A 25,108-nucleotide genomic window follows, 5' to 3' on the forward strand; every position below is an offset into this window, starting at 1 on the left:
ATCAGAGCTTGATCCAGGTGGACTTCAGCTCGGTGTACTTGTCGAAGGCGTGCAGGGACTTGTCGCGACCGTTGCCGGACTGCTTGAAGCCGCCGAAGGGGGCGGTCATGTCGCCGCCGTCGTACTGGTTGATCCAGACGCTGCCGGCGCGCAGGGCCTTGCCGACCAGGTGAGCGCGGGACAGGTTGTTGGTCCATACCGCTGCGGCCAGGCCGTAGATGGTGTCGTTGGCGATGGCGACGGCTTCTTCTTCGCTGTCGAAGGCGATGACCGAGAGCACCGGGCCGAAGATCTCTTCCTTGGCGATGCGCATGGCGTTGCTCACGCCGTCGAAGATGGTCGGCTCGACGTAGGTGCCGCCGGTTTCTTCCAGCACGCGCTTGCCACCGGCCACCAGCTTGGCGCCGTCGTCATGGCCGGCCTGGATGTAGGACAGCACGTTGTTCATCTGGGTGGTATCCACCAGGGCACCGACGTTGGTTGCCGGGTCCAGCGGGTTGCCCGGTTTCCAGGCCTTGATCGCCTCGACCACCATGGGCACGAACTTGTCCTTGATGGAGCGCTCCACCAGCAGGCGCGAACCGGCGGTGCAGACTTCGCCCTGGTTGAAGGCGATGGCACCAGCCGCGGCTTCGGCGGCGGCCTGCAGGTCAGGGGCGTCGGCGAAGACGATGTTCGGGCTCTTGCCGCCGGCTTCCAGCCAGACGCGCTTCATGTTGGATTCGCCGGCGTAGATCATCAGTTGCTTGGCGATCTTGGTGGAGCCGGTGAACACCAGGGTGTCGACGTCCATGTGCAGGGCCAGGGCCTTGCCCACGGTGTGGCCGAAGCCCGGCAGCACGTTCAGCACACCCGCCGGGATACCGGCTTCGATGGCCAGCTGGCCCAGGCGAATAGCGGTCAGCGGCGACTTCTCGGAGGGTTTCAGCACCAGCGAGTTGCCGGTGGACAGTGCCGGGCCGAGCTTCCAGCAGGTCATCAGCAGCGGGAAGTTCCACGGCACGATGGCAGCGACAACGCCTACCGGCTCACGGGTCACCAGGCCCAGTTCGTTGTGCGGGGTGGCCGCCACTTCGTCGTAGATCTTGTCGATGGCCTCGCCGCTCCAACGGATGGCGCGGGATGCGGACGGGACGTCGACGCTCAGGGAGTCACTGATCGGCTTGCCCATATCCAGGGTTTCCAGCAGGGCCAGCTCTTCGGCGTGGGCGTCGATCAGGTCGGCGAAACGAATCATCACTTCTTTGCGCTTGACCGGCGCCAGGCGCGACCACACACCGGACTCGAACACGGCGCGGGCATCCTTCACTGCCAACTCGGCGTCGGCCAGATCGCAGCTGGCGACCTTGCCCAGCAGACGACCATCGACCGGGCTGATGCAATCGAAGGTCTCGCCGGAAACGGCGTTGGTGTATTCGCCATGGATGAAGGCGCGGGTCTCGATCTGCACGGACTTGGCGCGTTGTTCCCAGTCTGCACGGGTCAGGGTGGTCATCGGAGCTTTCCTCTTATTAGAAGAGTGCCGCCAGCTCAGGCATGCACTGTCAAAAATTCTGCAAGGCCAACCTACATCTGGCCATCCTCGCAACCCTAAACCAGAGAGACTAGCCTTTTCAATATATTTTACAGTTGGCGGCCAAACGCCCTTGTCATGTTCGTTATATTAAACATAGACTCCGCCAAAATCATTACAACACCTCACCTCGCCTCCCCTGGTGGTCACAATGACAAACGCCTTCGCACCTCTACCGGGCAGAATATCCAACAGCCTGGACGACTTCTGGATGCCTTTCACCGCCAACCGCCAGTTCAAGGCCAACCCGCGCCTGCTGGAAAGTGCCGAAGGGATGTACTTCACCAGCACCGATGGCCGCCAGGTCCTCGATGGCACCGCCGGGCTCTGGTGCTGCAACGCCGGCCACGGTCGCCGCGAGATCACCGAGGCGGTGAGCAAGCAGATCGCCAAGCTGGATTTCGCACCGACCTTCCAGATGGGGCATCCCCTGCCCTTCGAGCTGGCTGAACGCCTGGCCGATATCGCCCCCAAAGGTCTCAACAAGGTGTTCTTCACCAACTCCGGTTCGGAGTCGGCGGATACGGCGCTGAAGATCGCCCTCGCCTACCAGCGCGCCATCGGCCAGGGCACCCGCACCCGCCTGATCGGCCGCGAGCTGGGTTACCACGGGGTAGGGTTCGGCGGCATTTCGGTAGGTGGCATGGTCAACAACCGCAAGGCCTTCCCTGCCCTGCTGCCTAACGTCGATCACCTGCCACACACCTTGGACATCCAGCGCAATGCCTTCAGCCGCGGCCTGCCGGAGTTCGGCATCGAGAAGGCCGACGAGCTGGAGCGCCTGGTGACCCTGCATGGAGCCGAGAACATCGCCGCCGTGATCGTCGAGCCCATGTCCGGCTCGGCTGGCGTGATCCTGCCTCCGGTGGGCTACCTGCAGCGCCTGCGCGACATCACCCGCAAGCACGGCATCCTGTTGATCTTCGACGAAGTCATCACCGGCTTCGGCCGCGTCGGCCAAGCCTTCGCCGCCCAGCGCTGGGGCGTCACCCCGGACATCATCACTTGCGCCAAAGGCCTGACCAACGGTGCCATTCCCATGGGCGCAGTGTTCGTCGCCGAGGAGATTTACCAGGCCTTCATGCACGGCCCGGAAAGTGCCATCGAGTTCTTCCACGGCTATACCTACTCCGGCCACCCGGTGGCTTGCGCCGCCGCCCTGGCAACCCTGGACATCTACCAGGGCGAGCGCCTGTTCGAGCGCGCCGTTGAACTGGAAGGCTACTGGCAGGACGCACTGCTCAGCCTGCGTGACCTGCCCAACGTGATCGACATTCGCGCAGTCGGCCTGGTCGGCGGCGTCCAGCTCGCCCCGAGCGCCGAAGGCGTCGGCAAGCGCGGCTTCCAGGTGTTCGAGCAGTGCTTCCACGACGACCTGATGGTCCGCGTCACCGGCGACACCATCGCCATGTCGCCACCGCTGATCGTGGAAAAGGAACAGATCGACATTCTCGTCGGCAAGCTCGCCGACTCCATCCGCAAGGCCGTCTGAACAAGGACCGCACAATGAACATCCAGCAGATCGTCGACTTCGCCCAGGCCACCACCGCACCGGAGCACTACCGTCCCGCCCCCGAGAAGATCCTCAAGGGCGATCCCGAGCAGAGCGTGCGCAACCACTACGGCAGTCCGTGCGGCCAGTTCAATGTGGGTATCTGGGAAGGCGCCGTGGGTCACTGGACCGTGAGCTACAGCGAGCACGAGTACTGCGAGATTCTCCAGGGCGTGTCGGTCATCCGTGATGCGGACGGCAACGCCAAGACCGTGCGGGCCGGCGATCGCTTCGTTATCCCGGCGGGCTTCTCGGGCACCTGGGAAGTGCTCGAGCCTTGCCGCAAGGTCTACGTGATTTTCGAGCAGGCTGCCGGCTAAGCCTGCCCTGTCCAATGCTTGTCACCCTTCAGCCCGCCATTGGCGGGCTTTTTTATGGGCAAAAGCCAAGGATTGTTTTTTCTGTGGGGGCGATTTCAATCGCTGAGCAGGCCGCAGGCCTGCCCTCTGCCCCTCACTGGGTCGGCTTCGCCGCCCTTAGCGAATGAATTCGCCCCCACAAGCCAGGTCTGTAGCCCGAAGCCAATCCGCCGGCAGCAAATCACAGGCATGAAAAAGCCCGCACTAGGCGGGCTTTCTCGACAAGGGCCGGATCAATTACTTGATCTTGGCTTCCTTGTACATCACATGCTTACGCACGACCGGATCGAATTTCTTGATTTCGATCTTGTCGGGAGTGGTGCGCTTGTTCTTGTCGGTGGTGTAGAAGTGGCCGGTACCGGCACTGGACACCAAACGGATCAGTTCACGCATGATTAGCTCCTTAAACCTTTTCGCCGCGAGCGCGCAGTTCAGACAGAACTACGTCGATGCCGCGCTTGTCGATGACACGCATACCCTTGGCGGAAACGCGCAGACGTACAAAGCGCTTCTCGGACTCGACCCAGAAGCGATGGTGCTGCAGGTTCGGCAGGAAACGACGACGGGTTTTGTTGTTTGCGTGGGAAATGTTGTTCCCAGTAGCCGGACCCTTACCGGTTACTTGACAGACTCTCGACATGACTCAGCCCTCTAAACCACATGCCCAACCCGGCATGGGTTGGCCGCTTGAACTCTCACATTTTTGGGCGCTTGAACGCCCGTCTCGTCGGGGTCTTACCGGCCGCATTTTGACTGCGAAAGACCGGGCCCCCAGAAAAGAGCGCTGCTTTATATCAGAAAGGCCCTAGTGCAGCAAGGGTCGTAGCGTTTTACCCACAGGCCCCGAGAAGCCGCAATCATACCCGCGCCGCCGCACCAAAGGGGCTCCGGAGAGGTAACCGCTCGTCGCCCTCGCGCATTGTCCGCCGCCCTGGCTTGGTCTAGGGTAAGGCCTTTGGCCCGCCGCGGGCCCGCCCTCCCATGCAAAGGAGCTTGCCATGCGTTTCGCCGCCCTCCCGCTGCTGTTCGCCCCGCTATTCGCCCAGGCCGCTACATTGAGCGTCTGCACCGAGGCCAGCCCCGAGGGGTTCGACGTGGTGCAGTACAACTCCCTCACCACCACCAATGCCTCGGCCGATGTGCTGATGAACCGACTGGTGGAATTCGATGCCCAGGCCAGCAAACTGGTGCCGGGGCTGGCTGAACGCTGGGATGTCTCCGCCGATGGACTGACCTACACCTTCCATCTGCGCCAGGACGTGGCCTTCCACTCGACCGACTACTTCAAGCCGAGCCGCACGCTGGCTGCTGACGACGTGGTATTCAGTTTCCAGCGCATGCTCGACCCGGCCAACCCCTGGCACAAGGTCGCGCAAAGCGGGTTCCCCCATGCCCAGTCCATGCAGCTGCCTGGCCTCATCAAAAGCATCGACAAGCTGGACGACCGGCAGGTGCGCTTTACCCTCAACAAGCCGGACTCCACCTTCCTCGCCACCCTGAGCATGGGCTTCGCCTCCATCTATTCGGCCGAATATGCCGACCAGCTGATGAAGGCGGGTACGCCCGAGAAGCTCAATGCCCAGCCCATCGGCACCGGCCCGTTCGTCTTCCGTCGCTTCCAGAAGGACGCTGCTGTTCGCTACGCCGCCAACCCCGACTACTTCGGCGGCAAACCGGGCGTCGATGGCCTGGTCTTTGCCATCACCCCCGACGCCAATGTGCGCCTGCAGAAGCTGCGTCGCGGCGAATGCCAGGTCGCCCTGTCGCCCAAGCCCCTGGACGTGCAGTCGGCCGCCAGCGACAAGAACATCAAGGTGATCCAGACCCCCGCCTTCATGACCGCCTTCGTCGGCATCAACAGCCAGCATCCGCCGCTGGACAAGCCTGAAGTCCGCCAGGCAATCAACCTTGCCTTCGACAAACCGAGCTACATCAAGGCTGTTTTCGAAGGCAGCGCCACCGCGGCCGATGGTCCGTACCCGCCGAACACCTGGAGCTACGCCAAAGACCTGCCGGTTTACCCGCACGACCTGCAGAAAGCCAAGGCCCTGCTTGCCCAGGCGGGCCTGAAGGACGGATTCAAGACCACCATCTGGACCCGCCCCTCCGGCAGCCTGCTCAACCCCAACCCGAGCCTGGGTGCCCAACTGCTCCAGGCCGACCTGGCCAAGGTGGGCATTCAGGCCGAGATCCGCGTGATCGAATGGGGCGAGCTGATCCGTCGCGCCAAGGCCGGCGAGCACGACCTGCTGTTCATGGGCTGGGCCGGCGACAACGGCGACCCGGACAACTTCCTCACTCCGCAGTTTTCCTGCGCCTCGGTGCAATCCGGGCTCAACTTCGCACGCTACTGCGACGCCGGGCTCGACAAGCTGATCGCCGATGGCAAGAGCCACACCGACCCGGCCGAGCGCACCAGCCTTTATACAAAGGCACAGCAGATCATCCGCGAACAGGCACTCTGGCTGCCCCTGGCCCATCCCACGGCCTTCGCACTGACCCGCTCGAACGTCGAGGGTTATCAGGTCAGCCCCTTCGGCCGGCAGGATTTCTCGAAGGTGAGCCTGGACTAGACCCAGCCCCACTCGGCCATCGACAGCGGCTCACCATCCCCCACGATGAAGTGGTCGAGCACGCGCACATCGATCAGCGCCAGCGCCTCCTTGAGACGCCGGGTCAGCTGACGATCCGCTTCGCTGGGCTCGGCGACCCCGGAAGGATGGTTGTGGCTGAGGATCAGCGCTGCCGCGTTGTGTGCCAGCGCGCGCTTGACCACCTGGCGGGGATAGACGCTGGCGCCATCGATGGTGCCGTGGAACAGCACTTCGAAGGCCAGTACCCGATGCTTGGCGTCGAGAAACAGACAAGCGAACTGCTCGTGTTGGGAATGGCGCAACTGCGCCTTGAGGAAGTCACGCACCGCCTGGGGACTTTCCAGCGCAGAGTCGCGACGCAGCCCTTCGGCCAGGTGGCGACGGGACATCTCCAACACCGCCTGCAACTGGGCGAACTTCGCCGGCCCCAGGCCCAGGTGCTGGCTGAACTCCTGCAATTCGGCCTCCAGCAAGGCACGCAGGCTGCCGAAGTCGTTCAGCAGGTGGCGCGCCAGATCGACGGCACTGCGGCCAGCCACCCCGGTTCGCAGGAAAATGGCGAGGAGCTCGGCGTCGCTCAGGGCCGCCGCACCCAGTTCAAGAAGCTTCTCCCGCGGACGCTCCGCCGCGGGCCAATTGCGGATGCTCATGACACCTCCATGGTTGAGCCGCGCCGCTGTTCCAGTGCGGGCGCTGTGCTATCTTAACCCACCTTTTTTGCGCGACGATCGGCCTGGGGAGGCGCCTTCGCCGCAGCACATCTTCAACCTCATAAAGGCAGGCCTATGCAGCGGCTCTATCGGAAACGCATCCTTCTGGGCGTGGGCGGCGGCATTGCCGCCTACAAGAGCGCTGAACTGGTTCGCCGACTGCGCGACCAGGGCGCCGAGGTCCGCGTGGTAATGACCCAGGGCGGCCGCGAGTTCATCACCCCGCTGACCCTCCAGGCCCTCTCCGGGCATCCCGTTCACCTCGAACTGCTCGACTCCGCCGCCGAAGCGGCCATGGGGCATATCGAGCTGGCTCGCTGGGCCGACCTGGTGCTGATCGCGCCGGCCACGGCCGACCTGATGGCACGCCTGGCGCAAGGCGTCGCGGATGACCTGCTGACCACCCTGGTGCTCGCCACCGATGCCCCGGTTGCCCTCGCTCCCGCGATGAACCAGGCCATGTGGCGCGATCCGGCCACCCAGGCCAACCTGGAGCTCCTCGGCAAACGCGGACTGCGCCTGTTCGGCCCAGCGGCCGGCAGCCAGGCCTGTGGCGACGTCGGCCTGGGCCGCATGCTCGAAGCCGAGGAACTGGCCCAGCTCGCCGCCGACTGCTTCGAGCATCGCGCGCTCACCGGTCGCCACGTACTGATCACCGCCGGACCGACCCAGGAAAACATCGACCCGGTGCGCTACATCACCAACCACAGCTCCGGAAAGATGGGCTTCGCCCTCGCCGAAGCCGCCGTGGAAGCCGGCGCCAAGGTGACCCTGATCACCGGCCCGGTTCACCTGCCGACGCCAGACCGGGTCAACCGCATCGACGTCGTCAGCGCCCGCGACATGCTCGCCGCCTGTGAAGCGGCCATGCCCTGCGACCTGCTGATCGCCGCCGCCGCTGTGGCTGATTACCGCCCGGAAGTGGTTGCACAGCACAAAATGAAGAAAGACCCGACCAGTGGCGAGGGCCTGCTACTGCAGCTGGTACGCAACCCCGATATCCTCGCGACGCTCGCCGGCCGCGCCGACCGCCCCTTCAGCGTGGGCTTCGCCGCCGAGACCGAGAACCTGCTCGAGTACGCTTCGCGCAAGCTCAAGGACAAGAACCTCGACCTCATCGTCGCCAATGACGTGGCCAACCCGAGCATTGGCTTCAACAGCGAGGAGAACGCCATCACCGTCATCGACCGTGACCTGGCCCAATCCAGCTTCGCCCAGACCAGCAAGGGCAAGATCGCCCGCCAGCTGATCGCCTTCATCGCCGACCGCCTCAACCAGGCCTGAGACTCCATGCACTCACTGCAAGCCAAGATCCTCGATTCCCGTCTCGGCAGCGAATTCCCGCTGCCGCAATACGCCACCCCAGGCTCCGCCGGCCTCGACCTGCGCGCCATGCTCAAGGAAGAAGTCGTCCTTGAGCCGGGCCAGACCATCCTGATTCCCACTGGCCTGTCGATCCACATCGCCGACCCGGGCCTGGCCGCGCTGGTCCTGCCACGCTCCGGCCTTGGCCACAAGCACGGCGTGGTCCTCGGGAACCTCGTGGGCCTGATCGACTCCGACTACCAGGGCGAGCTGATGGTGTCCTGCTGGAACCGCGGCCAGACCGCCTTCCGTATCGCCATTGGCGAACGTATTGCCCAGCTGGTACTGGTGCCCGTGGTCCAGGCGCACTTCGAACTGGTCGACGAGTTCCACGAAAGCGAACGTGGTGCCGGCGGGTTCGGTCACACCGGCAGCCACTGACAGAACCACACCAGGACGAACCGCCCAGGAGACGTTCAGTGAAACTCTTCAAGCGCAGCAGCAAGGACGCCGCCACCAATGGAGCGGCCATCCGGCCGGCCGACTCCCGGGCCGTTCGCAAGAGCTCTGACGACCTGCTCCCCGGTGCGCTCGCCGCCCTCACGGGTGTGGTCGCCGCCGGCGCGCTGCTCTGGTTCGGCGTCCTCGGCCCTGCCGAACAGGCCCGGATCGACCAGCTCGGCCAGGCCTGGGGCGGCAGTCAGGCCGCCACCCTGCGCCAGGCCATCGCCCAACTGCAGGCCGATACCAGTGCCGCCGCCCATGACCCCAGCCTGATCACCGCCCTCACCGGTGGCGACGCTGGCCAGTTGTTGGCGGCCGAACGCGGACTGGGTTATCGCGACGGCGTGGTCGATGCCCACCTCAACCTGCCCGGGCAGGCCCAGCAGAACACCCAGCGTGCCGCGCCGATGAACTTCGCTGCGCTCGACATGCTGCGGCGCCTGGAAAGTGGCCAGCAACCCAGCCCGGAAGCCTACAAGGTGGGGGAGCGCTGGCTGGTCTACAGCGCCGCGCCGCTGCGCCTGAATGAACAGAGCGTCTCCCAGGGCACCCTGCTGATGGTGTTCGACCTGGACCGACTGCTGCGCAGCCTGCCGTCGGTATCGGCGGATATCGGCCAGTTGCAGCTGACCCAGCAATTCAGCAATGCCCCGATCCAGGTCCTCGCCCAGCGCGGCCAGGCCGGCGACGCCGCACCCATCGCCCTGGACAGTGGCAATCCGAACTGGAAGCTCAGCTTCACGCCCGGCCAGGCCCTGACCCAGACCCACTTCTCGCCCCTGCTGCTGGCCCTGGCCGCCCTGCTCGCTCTTGGCGGTGCAGTGCTCGGTCTGAAACTCAGCCAGGGCGCCCTGCAACGCAAGTTGCGCGACGACGCCCAGCAGCTCAATCAACTATTGCAAGAACTCTCCAACGGCAAGAGCGTCAAAGCCTTCAGTCTGCGCCTGCCGGCGCTGGACAGCCTGGCCCAGGCGCTAGCCCGCCAACCCAGGCGCAAACCCGAGCCGGCGCCGGACAATGGCCTGGTCCAGACGCCCGCCGGCAACCATGTTGCCCCGGCATCCGCCCGACCAGCCGAATCGGCCGACCCGCTTTTCCAAGATACCGACATTCTCGATATCGACATCCTCGACGAAGACCAGGACCTCCTGGGATTGGAGCAAGCCCCCGCCATGACCAGCATCGAACAGATCGCTCCCCCCCTGCCCGCCAGCATTTTCCGCGCCTATGACATTCGCGGCGTGGTCGGCGATACCCTCACCACAGAAACCGCCTACTGGGTAGGTCGCGCCATCGGCTCCGAGAGCCTGGCTCGCGGCGAACCCTGCGTTTCGGTCGGCCGCGACGGTCGCCTGTCCGGCCCCGAGCTGGTCCAGGCGCTGATCCAGGGCCTGATGGATTGTGGCTGCCAGGTCACCGACGTCGGCATGGTGCCGACTCCGGCGCTCTACTACGCCGCCAACGTCCTGGCTGGCAAATCCGGCGTGATGCTCACCGGCAGCCACAACCCGCCGGACTACAACGGCTTCAAGATCATGGTCGCCGGCGAAACCCTGGCCAACGAACAGATCACCGCCCTGCACACCCGCATCCAGAACAACGACCTGGCCAGCGGCGTCGGCAGCATTGAAGCGGTCGACGTGCTGGACCGCTACTTCCGCGAAATCCGCGACGACATCGCCCTGGCCAAGCCCATGAAAGTGGTGGTGGACTGCGGCAACGGCGTCGCCGGCGTGATCGCCCCGCAGCTGATCGAAGCCCTGGGCTGCACCGTGATCCCGCTCTTCTGCGACGTTGACGGCACCTTCCCGAACCACCATCCGGACCCGGGCAAGCCGGAGAACCTGGAAGACCTGATCGCCAAGGTGAAAGAAGAGAAGGCTGACCTGGGCCTGGCCTTCGACGGCGACGGCGACCGTGTCGGCGTGGTGACCAACGAAGGCACCATCATCTACCCGGACCGCCTGCTGATGCTGTTCGCCAAGGACGTGGTATCGCGCAATCCGGGCGCGGACATCATCTTCGACGTCAAGTGCACCCGCCGCCTGACCTCCCTCATCAGCGGCTACGGCGGCCGCCCGGTGATGTGGAAGACCGGTCACTCGCTGATCAAGAAGAAGATGAAGGAAACCGGCGCCCTGCTGGCGGGCGAAATGAGCGGCCACATCTTCTTCAAGGAGCGCTGGTACGGCTTCGACGACGGCATCTACAGCGCTGCACGCCTGCTGGAAATCCTCAGCCAGGACAAGCGTGATGCCGAACATGTGTTCTCGGCCTTCCCGAAAGACGTCTCCACTCCGGAAATCAACATCACTGTCACCGACGAGACCAAGTTCCACCTGATCGAGCGCCTGCAGCGCGAGGCCAATTGGGGCGAAGCCAACCTCACCACCCTCGATGGCGTGCGTGTCGATTATCCGAAGGGCTGGGGCCTGTGCCGCGCCTCCAACACGACTCCCGTGCTGGTGCTGCGCTTCGAGGCCGACACTGAGGAAGAGCTGGAGCGCATCAAGCAGGTATTCCGCAGCCAGCTCACCCTCATCGCCCCTGAACTCAACCTGCCGTTCTGATCCGTTTCACTGGAGCCCAGCATGACCCTCAGCCTTGACGCTGCTTCCCACGTCGCCCAGGTCCTGTCCGAAGCGCTGCCCTATATCCGCCGCTTCGTCGGCAAGACCCTGGTGGTCAAGTACGGCGGCAACGCCATGGAAAGCGACGAGCTGAAGGCCAGCTTCGCCCGCGATGTCGTGCTGATGAAAGCCGTCGGCATCAACCCCGTGGTAGTGCACGGCGGCGGCCCGCAGATCGGTGACCTGCTCAAGCGCCTGTCCATCGAAAGCCACTTCGTCGACGGCATGCGCGTGACCGACGCGCAGACCATGGATGTGGTGGAAATGGTCCTCGGCGGCCAGGTGAACAAGGACATCGTCAACCTGATCAACCGCCACGGCGGCAGCGCCATCGGCCTGACCGGCAAGGACGCTGAGCTGATTCGCGCGAAGAAGCTCACCGTCACCCGCCAGACCCCGGAGATGACCCAGCCGGAAATCATCGACATCGGCCACGTGGGCGAGGTCGCCAGCGTCAATACCGACCTGCTGAACATGCTGGTGAAGGGCGACTTCATTCCAGTGATCGCCCCGATCGGTGTCGGCGCCAATGGCGAGTCGTACAACATCAACGCCGACCTGGTGGCCGGCAAGGTGGCCGAAGCGCTGAAGGCCGAGAAGCTTATGCTGCTGACCAACATCGCCGGCCTGATGGACAAGCAGGGCCAAGTGCTCACCGGCCTGTCCACCGAGCAGGTCAACGACCTGATCGCCGATGGCACCATCTACGGCGGCATGCTGCCGAAGATCCGCTGCGCCCTGGATGCGGTGCAGGGCGGCGTGAATGCCGCGCACATCATCGACGGCCGCGTGCCCCATGCGGTGCTGCTGGAGATCTTCACCGACAGCGGTGTCGGCACTTTGATCACCAACCGCAAGCGTCACTGAGCGGAGCGAAACCCAGACAGGCCGGAGTGATCCGGCCTGTTCTTTTTCAAGGAGCAGAAATGGCCAAGCTGTCCCGTGATGACTTCAGTTTCTTCCACCCCCTGCGCGTGCGCTGGGCCGAAGTCGACCCGCAAGGCATCGTCTTCAATGGCAACTACCTGACCTACGCCGACGTCGCCATCACCGAGTATTTCCGAAGCCTGGACGTCGCCTACCCGGCCGACTTGCTGAAGGATGGCGGCGACTTTTTCGCAGTGAAGACACTGCTCGAATACCTGGCGCCGGCGCGCTTCGACGACCTGCTGGATATCGGCGTGCGGGTCAGCCGCCTGGGTGGCGCGAGCATGGCCTTCGAACTGGGAATCTGGCGTGGGGGCGACCAGCTCACCTCGGGCGAGGTGGTCTACGTGCATGCCGACGCCGACAATCGCAGGAGCCTGCGCTTGCCGGACTGGCTGAGGGAAAGGGTGCGGGGTTTCGAGCGAGTCGCACCGGCCGACTGAGCCGCGTCAGCGAACGCCGCCGAGCAGTTCGGCCAGGCGCGCACGATCCGCGGCAAATGCGGCCTTGGCGGCGTCGCGGCTCTTCTCGTAGCGGGCGATATCCGTGTCGAGGCCTTTCTGCTGGTCGCGCAGGTTGTTGATCTGCTCCACCAGGTGGGCCGGCACTTCACGTCCGGCCCGCTCGCTTTCCGCAGCCACGCTCTGCAGGTTAGCCTGCTGGGTGCGCAGCGACTGCTGGTTGCCCCGGGCAACACCGATCATCCCATCCAGCTCGGCGAGCTTGCGCCCCAGGGCGCGGTCGACGTCCTCGACGCTGGTGTAGAGACGCAGCAACTGGGCATCGGAACTGGCGCGCGCCTTGGCGTCGAGCTGACGCTGCATTTCCTCACGGCTCGGCGCGGGCGGGATCACGCGAATGACCCGGCCCTGCTCGTTGAGCACTTCATAGCCCTTGCCGATGTATTCCGGCGGAACGCCCTGACGATCCAGGACGGTCACGCCCTTGTCATCGACGTAGCGATACAGCTCAGCCGCGCCGGCCAGCGCCGGCAGCAGCAGAACCAACGCCAGGCTGTAGCGGAATGCAGACGACTTCAGCATGAGGACTCCCGGCCCCGAATGGTCAGATACCGAAGTTGGCGCGATAGGTTTCCACGGCTGGCAGGTGCTTCTTCAGCTCCGCATCACCGGCCAGGTACTCCAGTACCTGCTCCAGGGATACGATGCTGATCACCGGCATGCCGAAATCGCGCTCTACTTCCTGTATAGCCGAGAGTTCGCCCTGACCGCGTTCCTGGCGATTCAAAGCGATCAGTACACCGGCTGCCTGGGCGTCCTGGGCCTGGATGATCTGCATCACTTCGCGGATCGCGGTGCCGGCGGTGATCACGTCATCGATGATCAGCACGCGACCGGAAAGGGGGGCGCCGACCAAGGTGCCGCCTTCGCCATGATCCTTGGCTTCCTTGCGATTGAAGCACCACGGGGTGTCGATCTGGTGATGCTCGGCCAGCGCCACGGCAGTAGCCGCAGCCAGCGGAATGCCCTTGTAGGCCGGGCCGAACAGCACATCGAAAGGAATGCCGCTGTCGACCACCGCAGCCGCATAGAATCGGCCGAGCTGGGCAAGCGCCAGGCCGCTGTTGAACAGGCCGGCGTTGAAGAAATAGGGGCTGGTACGACCAGATTTGAGAGTGAACTCACCGAAACGCAGAACCCCGCGCTCGATGGCAAAGCGAATGAAATCGCGCTGATACGCCTGCATGAAAAGCCTCGGACGGCACGGATTTAGCTAAATAGAAAGAGCTCGGGTATCATACACGCACGTGTTTTTGGGGGCCATTTATGCGGATCATCAGTGTGAACGTGAATGGTATTCAAGCGGCAGCCGAGCGAGGTCTCCTCAGTTGGCTGCAAGCTCAGAATGCCGACGTGATCTGCCTGCAAGACACCCGTGCCTCCGCCTTCGACCTGGACGACCCTGCCTTCCAACTGGATGGTTATTTCCTCTATGCCGGCGATGCCGAAGTGCCAGCCCAAGGTGGCGTGGCACTCTATTCGCGGTTGCAACCCAAGGCGGTTATCTGGGGACTCGGTTTCGAGTCCTGCGATCGGTACGGACGCTACCTGCAGGCAGATTTCGACAAAGTGAGCATCGCCACCCTGCTGCTGCCATCCGGGCAAGGCGGGGACGAGAACCTGAACCACAAGTTCAAGTTCATGGACGACCTCACCCATTACCTCAACAAGCAGCGCCGCAAGCGTCGCGAATACATCTACTGCGGCTCGCTGTACGTCGCTCATCAGAAGCTGGATGTGAAGAACTGGCGCGATTGCCAGCAGATCCCCGGCTTCCTGGCGCCCGAGCGTGCGTGGATGGACGAAGTGTTCGGCAACATGGGTTATGTCGATGCCCTGCGCGAAGTCAGCCGCGAAGGCGACCAGTTCAGCTGGTGGCCGGACAGCGAGCAGGCCGAGATGCTCAACCTCGGCTGGCGTTTCGATTACCAGGTGCTGACCCCGGGCCTGCGTCGCTTCGTGCGCAGCGCCAAGCTGCCGCGCCAACCGCGCTTCTCGCAGCATGCGCCGCTGATCGTTGATTACGACTGGCTGCTGAGCGTGTGATCCAGGCAGAAAAAAGCCGGCTTTCGAGCCGGCTTTTTCTTGTCCGCGATTCGGCCTATTTCACCAGGCGCCAGCAGAAGGGGTAGCGATACGCCTGACCTTCGTTGGCCTTGATCCCGGCGATGATGGTCAATACCAGCGCACCGATACTCACCAGGCCGAGCAGCGGGAAGCCGATCACCACCAGCATCAGCAGGAAGCACAGCACGACGGCCAGCGCCACGGTGATCTGGAAGTTCAGCGCTTCCTTGCCCTGGGCGTCAACGAAAGGATCGAGGTCCTTCTTGATCTGCCAGACGATCAGGGGCCCCAGCAGATTGCCGAAGGGAAACACCAAGCCGAGGAAGGCGGAGAAATGGCAGAACATCGCCCATTGCCGTACTTCCCGGTTCGGCTCCTGATACTGAGTAGGTTCGTCCATTCCCACGTCTCCTCGTGCGGATCTGCAGTCAGTCGGCCAGCGCGGCGCGCTGCAGCTCGAACAGCTCGTTCAGGCCCTTGCGCGCCAGGTCGAGCATGGCGGTCAGCTCTTCCGGCTGGAACGGAGCACCTTCGGCGGTGCCCTGGACTTCGATGAAGCCGCCGGCATCGGTCATGACCACGTTGAGGTCGGTCTCGGCGGCAGCGTCTTCCAGGTAATCCAGGTCCAGCACCGGCTCACCCTGGTAGATGCCCACGGAAACGGCGGCGACCATCTGCTTCAGCGGGTCGCCCTTCAATGCGCCGCGCTTCTTCAACACCTTCAGCGCATCGACCAGGGCCACCATGGCACCAGTGATGGAGGCGGTGCGGGTGCCACCGTCGGCCTGGATCACATCGCAATCCAGATAGATGGTGTTCTCGCCCAGCTTGGTCATGTCCAGCGCGGCGCGCAGCGAGCGGCCGATCAGACGCTGGATCTCCAGGGTGCGGCCACCCTGTTTGCCACGGCTGGCCTCGCGCTGGTTACGCTCACCGGTCGCGCGCGGCAGCATGCCGTACTCGGCGGTCAGCCAACCCTGGCCCTGGCCCTTGAGGAAGCGCGGCACGCCGGACTCGACGCTGGCCGTGCAGATCACCTTGGTATCCCCGAACTCAACCAGCACCGAACCTTCGGCGTGCTTGGTGTAGTTACGGGTGATGCGGATCGGACGCAGCTGTTCGGCCGCGCGGCCACTGGGACGTTTCATTCGGGCTTACCTGTTCGGGAGAAATCTGCCCGCCATTATAGAGGCCCTCGGGCAAGGGGGACATCGCCGCGTTGGGAGGCGCAGGCCGCCTGGGCTACAATCCCCTCCTTTGATCGTCGAAACCGAGAGGAAACCCCATGGTGCACAGCATGACCGCCTTCGCCCGCGTTGAACGGGCTGGCTCCCACGGCACCCTGAGCTGGGAACTGCGCTCGGTCAATCACCGTTACCTCGAACCCCACCTGCGCCTGCCGGAGGCCTTCCGCGACCTCGAAGGCCCCGTGCGCGACGCCCTGCGCCAGGGCCTGTCGCGCGGCAAGGTGGAAATCACCCTGCGCCTGGCCGAAGAAAGCGCCGGCAAACCGCTGCAAGTGGACCGTGAACGCGCCAGCCAACTGATCCAGGCCGCCGAAAGCGTCGCCGCGCTGATCCAGCAACCCGCTCCGCTCAACCCCCTGGAAGTCCTCGCCTGGCCGGGCGTTCTGGTCGCCGATGCCGCGGACCCGCAGGCGCTCAACGCTGCCGCCATGGAAGCGTTCGCCAAGGCGCTCGACGAGCTGAAGAAAGGCCGTGCCCGCGAAGGGGCCGAGCTGGCTCGCCTGCTCAATGACCGCCTGGACGCCATGCAGGAAGACGTCACCGCCCTGCGCGCCCTCGTGCCGCAGATGCTCGCGGCCCAGCGGCAGAAGATCCTCGACCGCTTCGCCGAGATGAAGGCCGAGCTCGATCCGCAACGATTGGAGCAGGAGATGGTCCTACTGGCGCAGAAGAGCGACGTCGCAGAAGAACTGGATCGCCTCGGCACCCACATCAGCGAAGTCCGCCGCGTGCTCAAGGCTGGCGGCGCGGCAGGCCGCCGTCTGGATTTCCTGATGCAGGAACTCAACCGCGAAGCCAACACCCTGGGCTCCAAGGCCTTCGACCCGCGCAGCACCCAGGCTGCGGTCAACCTCAAGGTGTTGATCGAGCAGATGCGCGAACAAGTCCAGAATATCGAGTAAGAGACTGCCCCCATGACCGCCACTCCCGGCACCCTGTACATCGTTTCCGCCCCCTCCGGCGCCGGCAAGACCAGCCTGGTCAAGGCGCTGATCGACGCCGAGCCCAACATCCGCGTTTCGGTTTCCCACACCACCCGCGGCATGCGCCCGGGCGAGGTAGACAGCGTCAACTACAACTTCGTGAGCCGCGAAGAGTTCGTGCAGATGCTCGAGCACGGCGACTTCCTGGAACACGCTGAAGTCTTCGGCAACCTCTACGGCACGTCCCAGCGCTGGGTTCAGCAGACCCTGGCCGAAGGCCATGACCTGATCCTCGAGATCGACTGGCAAGGCGCCCAGCAGGTCCGTCGCCTGATGCCCCAGGCCAAGTCCATTTTCATCCTGCCGCCGAGCCAGGAAGCCCTGCGCCAGCGCCTCGACAACCGTGGCCAGGACAGCGAAGAGATCATCGAGCGCCGCATGCGCGAGGCGGTCAGCGAGATGAGCCATTACGTCGAGTACGACTACCTGGTGATCAACGACGACTTCGCCACGGCCCTGGAAGACCTCAAGGCCATCTTCCGTGCGAACCAGCTGCGCCACGACTCGCAACAGGTCCGCCACGGTGCCCTGCTGGCCCGCCTGCTCGACTAGTTGCACGCGTCTCTATCGCCGCAATAGCTGGCTCCCGCACCTGCCTTGAGCCACACTCCACCCGCAAAGCGCCGAAAATCGGCGCTTCCCTAATTGCTGGCGATTTTTTAGACTATCCAGTCCGCTCGCCCAATTGGGCAAAGCATCAGCCATTCATTTCGTGCTACGAGGAACACCATGGCCCGCGTTACCGTTGAAGATTGCCTGGACAACGTCGATAACCGCTTCGAGCTGGTCATGCTCGCCACCAAGCGTTCCCGTCAGCTGGCCACCGGCGGCAAAGAGCCGAAGGTAGCCTGGGAAAACGACAAGCCGACCGTAGTCGCCCTGCGCGAAATCGCTGCCGGCCTGGTCGACTATGACGTCGTCGCCCAGGAAGACATCGTTGAAGAAGAGCCGCTGTTTGCCGCATTCGAGGACGAGGCCAACGAGGCCCTCTGATTCCATGCCTGGTCGACGTCGCACGGCGCAGGGTAACCAAGGCCGGCAAGGAGAAATATCTTGCCGAGCATAGACGCCCTTGCCGAACGACTTTCGACCTACCTCGGCGCCGACCAGGTCAACCTGGTGCGCCGAGCCTACTTCTATGCCGAGCAGGCCCACGACGGCCAGCGCCGTCGCAGCGGTGAAGCCTACGTCACCCACCCGCTCGCCGTAGCCAGCATCCTCGCCGACATGCACATGGACCATCAGAGCCTGATGGCCGCGATGCTGCATGACGTGATCGAGGACACCGGCATCGCCAAGGAAGCCCTTTGCGCGCAATTCGGCGAGACCGTCGCCGAGCTGGTGGATGGGGTCAGCAAGCTGACCCAGATGAATTTCGAGTCCAAGGCCGAAGCCCAGGCCGAGAACTTCCAGAAGATGGCCATGGCCATGGCGCGCGACATCCGCGTGATCCTGGTCAAGTTGGCCGACCGCCTGCACAACATGCGCACGCTGGAAGTGCTGTCCGGCGAGAAGCGTCGGCGCATTGCCAAGGAAACCCTGGAAATCTACGCCCCCATCGCCAACCGGCTGGGCATGCACAGCATGCGCGTGGAGTTCGAGGACCTCGGCTTCAAGGCCATGCACCCGATGCGCTCGGAGCGTATTCGTGCCGCTGTGCGCCGCGCCCGCGGCAACCGCAAGGAAATCGTCAACAAGATCGAGGAATCGGTGACCAACTGCCTGCGCCGCGAAGGCATGGAAGGCGAGGTCATCGGCCGCGAGAAGCACCTCTACAGCATCTACAAGAAGATGCGCGGCAAGCGCCGGGCGTTCAATGAAATCATGGACGTCTACGCCTTCCGCATCATCGTCGACAAGGTCGACACCTGCTACCGCGTGCTCGGCGCCGTGCACAACCTGTACAAGCCGCTGCCGGGCCGTTTCAAGGACTACATCGCGATTCCCAAGGCCAACGGCTACCAGTCGTTGCATACCACCCTGTTCGGCATGCACGGCGTGCCCATCGAAATCCAGATCCGCACCCGCGAAATGGAAGAGATGGCCAACAACGGCATTGCCGCGCACTGGCTGTACAAATCCACCGAGGACGACCAGCCCAAGGGCACCCATGCCCGGGCTCGTCAGTGGGTCAAGGGCATCCTGGAACTGCAGCAACGCGCCGGTAACTCGCTGGAGTTCATCGAGAGCGTGAAGATCGACCTCTTCCCCGACGAGGTCTACGTGTTCACGCCCAAGGGTCGCATCATGGAGCTGCCAAAAGGCTCCACTGCGGTCGACTTCGCCTACGCGGTGCATACCGACGTCGGCAATACCTGCATCGCCTGCCGTATCAACCGTCGCCTGGCGCCCCTCTCGGAGCCGCTGCAGAGTGGTGAAACCGTGGAAATCGTCACGGCACCCGGCGCGCGGCCGAACCCCGCCTGGCTCAACTTCGTCGTGACCGGCAAGGCGCGCACCCATATCCGCCACGCCCTCAAGCAACAGCGCCGTTCGGAGTCCATCAGCCTCGGCGAGCGCCTGCTGAACAAGGCCCTGGCCGGCTTCGAAAGCCATCTGGACAAGATCAGCCCCGAGCGCATCCAGGCCGTCCTCGGCGAGTACCGCCTGGACGTGATCGAAGACCTGCTGGAAGACGTCGGCCTCGGCAACCGCATGGCCTATGTAGTCGCCCGTCGCCTGCTGGCCAGCGACGGCGAGCAGTTGCCGAACCCCGAAGGTCCGCTGGCCATCCGTGGCACCGAGGGTCTGGTGCTGAGCTATGCCAAGTGCTGCACGCCGATTCCGGGCGACCCCATCGTCGGCCACCTTTCCGCTGGCAAGGGCATGGTGGTGCACCTGGAAAACTGCAAGAACATCAGCGAAATCCGGCACAACCCGGAGAAATGCATCCAGCTGTCGTGGGCCAAGGACGTTGCCGGCGAGTTCAACGTCGAGCTGCGCGTCGAGCTGGAGCACCAGCGCGGCCTGATCGCCCTGCTGGCCAGCAGCGTCAATGCCGCCGACGGCAATATCGAGAAGATCAGCATGGACGAGCGCGATGGTCGCATCAGCGTGGTCCAGCTGGTGGTCAGCGTGCACGACCGTGTGCACCTGGCGCGAGTGATCAAGAAGCTGCGCGCGCTCAAAGGGGTGATCCGTATCACCCGCGTGCGGGCGTAGCTGATCCCAAGAGCCCCAAGGAGTTCTCATGAGCAAGACCGTCATCAGCAGCGACAAGGCACCTGCCGCCATCGGCACTTACTCTCAGGCCATCAAGGCCGGCAACACCGTCTACATGTCCGGCCAGATCCCGCTGGACCCGAAAACCATGGAACTGGTCGAAGGCTTCGAAGCCCAGACCGTTCAGGTGTTCGAAAACCTGAAGGCTGTGGCCGAAGCCGCCGGCGGTTCCTTCAAGGACATCGTCAAGCTGAACATCTTCCTGACCGACCTGTCCCACTTCGCCAAGGTCAACGAAGTCATGGGCCGTTACTTCGAACAGCCCTACCCGGCTCGCGCAGCCATCGGCGTAGCCGCCCTGCCGCGTGGTTCCCAGGTGGAAATGGACGCCATTCTGGTCCTCGAATAAGTGCCTCCCTGCCACGGGCCGTCCGGTCCGTGGCTATCGTTCCGGAAGGAATACGTCATGCGTCACACCCTCCCCCTGCTGCTCTGCGCGGCCATTCTTGGCGGCTGCTCCAGCGCCCCGTCTGACCCCAGCGGCATCTGGATCAACCAGGCAGCCATCAATGCCGCAGCCAAAGAAGGCAAGCTGCGCGAGTCTCTGCTCGCCTACGGCCCCAACCTGGAGTGGCAGATCGACCAGAAGACAGGCGAAGCCCACTACAGCAATGGTTTCGAGCTGGGCGAAGGACGCCTCGCAGCCCAGGAAGATGGCGCCTGGCGAGTGGATTTCTACGGCGACTACCACGAAGAGCTCACAGTGGACGGCCCGGAACTGGTGCAGAAAGCCAGCGAAAACCTCCCCGAGCAACGCTTCGTCCACCCGGACAAGTCTCCCGTAGACGGCGCACCGCCCGGCAGTGCATTCGAGCACGCGCTCTACACCGCCTACCTCGGTGGCACCTGGACAATCGTCGACGGCCAAGGCCAGGGCGGCGTGGTCAAGTTCAACCCCGATGGCAGCCTCGAAGGCTTCCCAGGCGCTGATCGCTACGCACTCTGCCTCGCGGGTGATTGCGCAGCCATGAGTGGCGAAAACGACAGCATCTGGCTGCAGAACGGCAACCAGGGCGCGGCATGGATCTTCGTCCACGACGGTGATGAGCTGGAAATCCTCGAAGCGCGTAACGGCGCGCATATCGACGAGATGCCCGAATACTCCCCCGGCAAGCGCGCCTGGCTGCTGGAGCGCGACTGAGCCTCTCCCGCGACACGTATGTAGGCGCGAGCTCTGCTCGCGAAGCTTCGCGCCGAACCGATCGCGAGCAGAGCTCGCTCCTACACGCCGGCTAGCAACCATGCCCCCAGCACCAGCAGCAACGCACCGCAAAGCCTATCCAGCGCCCTGACCCGCAACTGCAGCCAACCTCGCCAGCGCGGATAGCCGAGCAGCCGCACCAGCGCCATATCCCAGAACAGCACCACCGCGGTCATCCAGGCCATGCTCATGGCCAGCCCCCAACCCGGCATCGCCGCATTGCGCAGGACGCCGAACAGGCCTGCGTAGAAGATCGGCAGCTTGGGGTTGAGGCTGCTGGCCAGCAACCCCGCCATGAAGCCATGGCGCCACGAACCCTGTCTCCCCGCCTCCGCCTCTGGCAACACCAGCTCACGTCGAGCCAGCACTGCCCGGCCACCGATCCAGACGAAGTAGCCTCCACCAGCCAATTGCAGCACCTGCCAGAACGTCCCGTCGGAAGCGGGCAACAGGCTGAGGGTCAGCAACACCAGCAGCATGCTCAGCAAATTGGCCAGGGCGATACCCGCCGCACAACCATCTGCATGGCGCAGCCCTCTGACCAGTCCCGCCCGCAGCAGCAGGAAAAAATCCGGACCTGGCGACAGCAGCGCTGCGAAATGGGTACTGGCGACCAACAGGAACAACGCGAGCATGGCTTCGGACCTCCGTGAAATACGGCGGCCAGTGTCGAGGCCATGCAAGCGAGTGGTCTTGGAGAAAACTCAGAGTCTGATCACGATTTCGCGAGCTAGAGCCATGCAAGGCAAAAGGAGGCGAGGAAGCGGAATTTACTAGTTGTAAATGAGCATTCCGAGCCTGCTTTTAACGCCGCAGGGCCGACGCGCAGCAGATCGTGGACAGACTCTCAGGTACGTGCGGCGCGACGGAATCGCCCCGGCGTCACGCCGGTGAAGCGCTTGAAGGTGCCGGAGAAATGCGCCTGATCGTAGAAGCCGAGGCTTAGCGCCACGTCCAGCGGTGGCTGCCCAGCCAGCAACAGGCGCTTGGCCTCGCGTACCCGCCGCTGCAGCAGGTAGGTGTGCGGCGGCACGCCGTAGGCGCGGCGGAAGGCGTCGATCAGATGACGCGGATGACGCTGCACCAATCCGGCCAATTGTTCGAGGCTTACAGCATCGGCGTAGTGAGCCTCCAGGTAGTCGCGCAGGAAACTCGTCACGCCGCCATCCCGGGATGCGGGTGCCGCTGCACGCAGGCCGCCGTGACGGACAAAAACCCGCTCCAGCACATCCAGCAGTTCGCTCTCCAGCGCCAGGGCATCGCCGCGTTCGAATTCCGCCGCCAGGCGAGCCAGCCCGGCCGCTACCTGCCCGTCATCGGCCGGATTCAGCTCGCGGAACCCTTCTGGCAAGCGCTTGCGCCCAAGCAGAGCGGGCAGGCGCGATTCTTCGACATAGAGCATGCGATAGATCAGCCGCTCGGACTCGGCATGTCCGGTATGGGGCTCCTCGGGGTTCATCAGCGACAGCGTGCCCGCCGGCAGCGCATGACGCTCGCCCCGACACTGATAACCGCCCACGCCATGCAGGATGGCGCCGATGGCGAAGGCGTCATGGCTGTGGCGACCAAAGGGCTGCCCGGAAAAGTCCGCATGAAACAGTTCCACCCCCGGTAGCCAGGGGCGCGCCAGCATGCGATTGGCGTCCACGTTCAGACGTCGCCAAGGATCGCCGCGTAGCCTTCGCGGTAGCTCGGGTAACGCGGAGCCCAGCCCAGGGCTCGGGCACGGGCGTTGCTGCAGCGCTTGCTTCCGGAGCGGCGCACAGTCGATTCGTCGGCCCACTCGGTGACGCCCATCCGCTGGCGCAACCAGCCGACCACCTCGTGGAGCGGTGCCGGCGCATCGTCGACACCGATGTAGCAATCGTCCAGCGCCACGCCGTCGGCATCAGCCTTGAGCAGATGCGCCAGCAAGCCTGCGCAGTCGTCGACATGGATACGATTGGCATAGAGGGGCGGCTCGCTGACCACGCGATAGCCCATGCGCACCTGCTTGAGCAACCATTCGCGGCCAGGCCCGTAGATGCCGCTCAGGCGCACGCAGGTAGCGGGAAGACCGCTCTGCAGGACCAGGCGCTCGGCTTCCAGCATCACCTGGCCGGAAAATCCTTCGGCCTCGGCAGGGGATGCCTCGTCGATCCACTCGCCGTCCCGCTGGCCATAGACGCCGCTGCTGGAGACGAACAGGACGCGCCGCGGCACCTGCCCATGCTGGGCCAGCCAGGCAAGCACATGGCGCAGGCCTTCGACGTAGGCCGAGCGGTAGCCCGCCTCATCGTGCTGGTTGGCCGCCGCGCTGTAGACCAGGTAGTCCAGCGACCCCTGGGGCCAGTCTCGCGGGCAGTCGGCACGCTCCAGGTCGCCGGCTACCGGCAAAACGCCCGTTGGCAGGGCCGACACCTGGCGCCGAAGCCCATGGACCGTCCAGCCAGCCTGCACCATTTCGGTGGCCAGGCGGCTGCCAACATCGCCGCAGCCGGCAATCAGGAGGGAAGCGGACATCGGGAGAACTCCGAAAAAGTCATCAGGATAGGGCCACGGCAGGCAATCGCCAATCGCTCGCGCCGAGCCATCGAATCGCCAAACGGCAGTGGGATCGATACATAGTCACTTTTACAAACAAGAATTACTTGCAATAATGCAAACCCTTCGGTCCAGGCTGATACCCCAATGCCGATGGACGAAACCGCTTTCATTCCTTCAGGTCCGGCCAGCATGAAACCCAACGCTCGCAACGTACAGCCCAACATTGCCTCCCGCCCGCCACGCCTGCTGGCGGCCCTGCTGATCAGCATGATGCTGGTGCCCGGCGCCTCCTTCGCCGAGGAGCCGACCGCGCAGAGCGTTCCGGCCGCCGCCAGCCAGCCCGCCGCGCCCGCGAATGCTCCGGCTAATGCCGCCATCCCGGCTGCCGACGGCAGCGTAGTGCCGGCCGGTGCTGCCTCGCTGGACCCGAATGCCATTCCGACCGACCCGCTGGCCGCCGAGGCTGAAGGCGAGCTGATGCTGGCTCACGACCTGTCCCCCTGGGGCATGTACCAGAACGCCGATATCGTGGTGAAGGCCGTGATGATCGGCCTGGCCCTGGCCTCCGTCCTGACCTGGACCGTATGGATCGCCAAGGGCTTCGAGCTGGTCGCCGCCAAGCGCCGCCTGCGCCGCGAATTGGGCACCCTGAAATCCGCGCGCACCCTGATCGAGGCTGGCGAGAAGGTCAGCAACGGCAGCTGCGTCTCCCACCAGCTGGTGCAGGACGCCCAGGAAGAGGTGAAGCTCTCCGCCAACACCCGCGAGAAAGAAGGCATCAAGGAACGCGTCAGCTTCCGCCTCGAGCGCCTGGTCGCCGCCAGCGGTCGCCAGATGAGCCAGGGCACCGGCGTGCTCGCCACCATCGGTTCCACCGCGCCCTTCGTCGGCCTGTTCGGCACGGTCTGGGGCATCATGAACAGCTTCATCGGCATCGCAAAATCCCAGACCACCAACCTCGCGGTGGTCGCCCCCGGTATCGCCGAAGCCCTGCTGGCCACAGCCCTGGGCCTGGTCGCCGCGATCCCGGCCGTGGTCATCTACAACGTCTTCGCCCGCTCCATCGCCGGCTATAAGGCGCAGGTGTCCGATGCTTCGGCCCAGGTCCTGCTGCTGGTCAGCCGCGACCTCGACCACCAGCCGGCCGACCGTGGCCAGTCTCCGCAAATGGCAAAAGTGGGCTGATC

General features: G+C 64.2%; 27 protein-coding genes. 16 read left to right on the plus strand and 11 right to left on the minus strand.

What is annotated here, in order from left to right; genetic code table 11:
* Nucleotide 1: 1 nt before the first annotated feature.
* Complete coding sequence (locus tag DM872_RS21385) at nucleotides 2–1,495, minus strand: aldehyde dehydrogenase (RefSeq protein ID WP_077525543.1); 1,494 nt, start codon at nucleotides 1,493–1,495, stop codon at nucleotides 2–4.
* A gap of 229 nt (nucleotides 1,496–1,724) precedes the next feature.
* Here DM872_RS21385 and DM872_RS21390 point away from each other — a divergent pair, with 229 nt between their 5' ends.
* Together DM872_RS21390 and DM872_RS21395 are read left to right on the plus strand one after the other, a co-directional pair.
* On the plus strand, nucleotides 1,725–3,065 hold the full coding sequence (locus DM872_RS21390) for an aspartate aminotransferase family protein (RefSeq protein WP_179061330.1): 1,341 nt from the start codon (nucleotides 1,725–1,727) through the stop codon (nucleotides 3,063–3,065).
* Between the two features lie 14 nt (nucleotides 3,066–3,079).
* Complete coding sequence (locus DM872_RS21395) at nucleotides 3,080–3,445, plus strand: cupin domain-containing protein (RefSeq protein ID WP_077525541.1); 366 nt, start codon at nucleotides 3,080–3,082, stop codon at nucleotides 3,443–3,445.
* Between the two features lie 276 nt (nucleotides 3,446–3,721).
* On the opposite strand, the gene rpmG is transcribed toward DM872_RS21395, so the two are convergent.
* Both rpmG and rpmB read right to left on the minus strand, forming a co-directional pair.
* Nucleotides 3,722–3,877 carry a 50S ribosomal protein L33 gene (gene rpmG / locus DM872_RS21400; RefSeq protein ID WP_003464575.1) on the minus strand — a complete coding sequence of 52 codons (156 nt, stop codon included), beginning with the start codon at nucleotides 3,875–3,877 and terminating at the stop codon, nucleotides 3,722–3,724.
* A 10-nt stretch (nucleotides 3,878–3,887) separates the two neighbouring features.
* The gene (gene rpmB, locus DM872_RS21405) at nucleotides 3,888–4,124 is read right to left on the minus strand and encodes a 50S ribosomal protein L28 (RefSeq protein ID WP_077525540.1); all 237 of its coding nucleotides are present in this window, start codon (nucleotides 4,122–4,124) and stop codon (nucleotides 3,888–3,890) included.
* A 358-nt stretch (nucleotides 4,125–4,482) separates the two neighbouring features.
* On the opposite strand from rpmB, the gene DM872_RS21410 reads away from it, so the two are divergent.
* Nucleotides 4,483–6,057: an ABC transporter substrate-binding protein gene (locus DM872_RS21410; protein WP_179061331.1), complete on the plus strand. Its 1,575-nt coding sequence runs from the start codon at nucleotides 4,483–4,485 to the stop codon at nucleotides 6,055–6,057.
* On the opposite strand, the gene radC is transcribed toward DM872_RS21410, so the two are convergent.
* On the minus strand, nucleotides 6,054–6,728 hold the full coding sequence (gene radC, locus DM872_RS21415) for a RadC family protein (protein ID WP_179061332.1): 675 nt from the start codon (nucleotides 6,726–6,728) through the stop codon (nucleotides 6,054–6,056). The genes DM872_RS21410 and radC overlap by 4 nt on opposite strands.
* Before the next feature lie 135 nt (nucleotides 6,729–6,863).
* Between radC and coaBC the strand changes: the two genes are divergently transcribed.
* From coaBC to DM872_RS21440, 5 genes are all read left to right on the plus strand, one after another.
* Nucleotides 6,864–8,072 (plus strand): bifunctional phosphopantothenoylcysteine decarboxylase/phosphopantothenate--cysteine ligase CoaBC, encoded by a 1,209-nt coding sequence (gene coaBC / locus DM872_RS21420; protein WP_179061333.1) that lies wholly within the window; start codon nucleotides 6,864–6,866, stop codon nucleotides 8,070–8,072.
* 6 nt (nucleotides 8,073–8,078) lie between these two features.
* Nucleotides 8,079–8,534 carry a dUTP diphosphatase gene (dut, locus tag DM872_RS21425; protein ID WP_077525536.1) on the plus strand — a complete coding sequence of 152 codons (456 nt, stop codon included), beginning with the start codon at nucleotides 8,079–8,081 and terminating at the stop codon, nucleotides 8,532–8,534.
* Between the two features lie 1,235 nt (nucleotides 8,535–9,769).
* Nucleotides 9,770–11,167 carry a phosphomannomutase/phosphoglucomutase gene (algC, locus tag DM872_RS30340; protein ID WP_218649511.1) on the plus strand — a complete coding sequence of 466 codons (1,398 nt, stop codon included), beginning with the start codon at nucleotides 9,770–9,772 and terminating at the stop codon, nucleotides 11,165–11,167.
* Nucleotides 11,168–11,188: 21 nt separating this feature from the next.
* Nucleotides 11,189–12,094 carry an acetylglutamate kinase gene (gene argB / locus DM872_RS21435; protein WP_028626893.1) on the plus strand — a complete coding sequence of 302 codons (906 nt, stop codon included), beginning with the start codon at nucleotides 11,189–11,191 and terminating at the stop codon, nucleotides 12,092–12,094.
* 59 nt (nucleotides 12,095–12,153) lie between these two features.
* Nucleotides 12,154–12,597: an acyl-CoA thioesterase gene (locus tag DM872_RS21440; RefSeq protein ID WP_179061335.1), complete on the plus strand. Its 444-nt coding sequence runs from the start codon at nucleotides 12,154–12,156 to the stop codon at nucleotides 12,595–12,597.
* A gap of 6 nt (nucleotides 12,598–12,603) precedes the next feature.
* On the opposite strand, the gene DM872_RS21445 is transcribed toward DM872_RS21440, so the two are convergent.
* Nucleotides 12,604–13,197, minus strand: coding sequence for a DUF4124 domain-containing protein (locus DM872_RS21445; protein WP_179061336.1), 594 nt, complete (start codon nucleotides 13,195–13,197; stop codon nucleotides 12,604–12,606).
* Between the two features lie 22 nt (nucleotides 13,198–13,219).
* Nucleotides 13,220–13,861: an orotate phosphoribosyltransferase gene (gene pyrE / locus DM872_RS21450; protein WP_077525533.1), complete on the minus strand. Its 642-nt coding sequence runs from the start codon at nucleotides 13,859–13,861 to the stop codon at nucleotides 13,220–13,222.
* An 80-nt stretch (nucleotides 13,862–13,941) separates the two neighbouring features.
* Between pyrE and DM872_RS21455 the strand changes: the two genes are divergently transcribed.
* Nucleotides 13,942–14,721 (plus strand): exodeoxyribonuclease III, encoded by a 780-nt coding sequence (locus DM872_RS21455; RefSeq protein WP_069086259.1) that lies wholly within the window; start codon nucleotides 13,942–13,944, stop codon nucleotides 14,719–14,721.
* A gap of 55 nt (nucleotides 14,722–14,776) precedes the next feature.
* On the opposite strand, the gene DM872_RS21460 is transcribed toward DM872_RS21455, so the two are convergent.
* Together DM872_RS21460 and rph are read right to left on the minus strand one after the other, a co-directional pair.
* Nucleotides 14,777–15,142, minus strand: a complete 366-nt coding sequence (locus tag DM872_RS21460) for a DUF4870 domain-containing protein (protein ID WP_028626898.1) — start codon at nucleotides 15,140–15,142, stop codon at nucleotides 14,777–14,779.
* A 28-nt stretch (nucleotides 15,143–15,170) separates the two neighbouring features.
* Complete coding sequence (rph, locus tag DM872_RS21465; protein ID WP_179061337.1) at nucleotides 15,171–15,890, minus strand: ribonuclease PH; 720 nt, start codon at nucleotides 15,888–15,890, stop codon at nucleotides 15,171–15,173.
* A gap of 137 nt (nucleotides 15,891–16,027) precedes the next feature.
* Here rph and DM872_RS21470 point away from each other — a divergent pair, with 137 nt between their 5' ends.
* The 6 genes from DM872_RS21470 (at nucleotide 16,028) to DM872_RS21495 (ending at nucleotide 21,335) form a co-directional block, all read left to right on the plus strand.
* On the plus strand, nucleotides 16,028–16,891 hold the full coding sequence (locus DM872_RS21470; RefSeq protein WP_179061338.1) for a YicC/YloC family endoribonuclease: 864 nt from the start codon (nucleotides 16,028–16,030) through the stop codon (nucleotides 16,889–16,891).
* A gap of 12 nt (nucleotides 16,892–16,903) precedes the next feature.
* Complete coding sequence (gene gmk, locus DM872_RS21475) at nucleotides 16,904–17,524, plus strand: guanylate kinase (protein WP_077524921.1); 621 nt, start codon at nucleotides 16,904–16,906, stop codon at nucleotides 17,522–17,524.
* Between the two features lie 177 nt (nucleotides 17,525–17,701).
* Nucleotides 17,702–17,965, plus strand: coding sequence for a DNA-directed RNA polymerase subunit omega (rpoZ, locus tag DM872_RS21480; protein WP_179061339.1), 264 nt, complete (start codon nucleotides 17,702–17,704; stop codon nucleotides 17,963–17,965).
* Nucleotides 17,966–18,025: 60 nt separating this feature from the next.
* Nucleotides 18,026–20,134, plus strand: a complete 2,109-nt coding sequence (gene spoT / locus DM872_RS21485) for a bifunctional GTP diphosphokinase/guanosine-3',5'-bis pyrophosphate 3'-pyrophosphohydrolase (protein WP_179061340.1) — start codon at nucleotides 18,026–18,028, stop codon at nucleotides 20,132–20,134.
* Between the two features lie 28 nt (nucleotides 20,135–20,162).
* Entirely contained in the window at nucleotides 20,163–20,543 is a 381-nt protein-coding gene (locus DM872_RS21490; RefSeq protein ID WP_077524919.1) for a RidA family protein, read from the plus strand.
* A 57-nt stretch (nucleotides 20,544–20,600) separates the two neighbouring features.
* Entirely contained in the window at nucleotides 20,601–21,335 is a 735-nt protein-coding gene (locus tag DM872_RS21495) for a hypothetical protein (RefSeq protein ID WP_179061341.1), read from the plus strand.
* Nucleotides 21,336–21,415: 80 nt separating this feature from the next.
* Here the strand turns inward: DM872_RS21495 and DM872_RS21500 are convergent, their stop codons facing one another.
* The 3 genes from DM872_RS21500 to DM872_RS21510 all read right to left on the minus strand — a co-directional run bounded on the left by DM872_RS21500 (nucleotide 21,416) and on the right by DM872_RS21510 (nucleotide 23,897).
* Nucleotides 21,416–22,030 (minus strand): LysE family translocator, encoded by a 615-nt coding sequence (locus DM872_RS21500; protein WP_179061342.1) that lies wholly within the window; start codon nucleotides 22,028–22,030, stop codon nucleotides 21,416–21,418.
* A gap of 212 nt (nucleotides 22,031–22,242) precedes the next feature.
* On the minus strand, nucleotides 22,243–23,043 hold the full coding sequence (locus DM872_RS21505; protein WP_179061343.1) for an AraC family transcriptional regulator: 801 nt from the start codon (nucleotides 23,041–23,043) through the stop codon (nucleotides 22,243–22,245).
* A gap of 2 nt (nucleotides 23,044–23,045) precedes the next feature.
* On the minus strand, nucleotides 23,046–23,897 hold the full coding sequence (locus DM872_RS21510; RefSeq protein WP_179061344.1) for an SDR family oxidoreductase: 852 nt from the start codon (nucleotides 23,895–23,897) through the stop codon (nucleotides 23,046–23,048).
* Between the two features lie 213 nt (nucleotides 23,898–24,110).
* Here DM872_RS21510 and exbB point away from each other — a divergent pair, with 213 nt between their 5' ends.
* Nucleotides 24,111–25,106 (plus strand): tonB-system energizer ExbB, encoded by a 996-nt coding sequence (gene exbB / locus DM872_RS21515; RefSeq protein WP_179061345.1) that lies wholly within the window; start codon nucleotides 24,111–24,113, stop codon nucleotides 25,104–25,106.
* The last annotated feature ends 2 nt before the right edge of the window (nucleotides 25,107–25,108 follow it).

The organism is Pseudomonas taiwanensis (assembly GCF_013393345.1).
In the GTDB taxonomy this organism is placed as follows: domain Bacteria; phylum Pseudomonadota; class Gammaproteobacteria; order Pseudomonadales; family Pseudomonadaceae; genus Metapseudomonas; species Metapseudomonas resinovorans_C.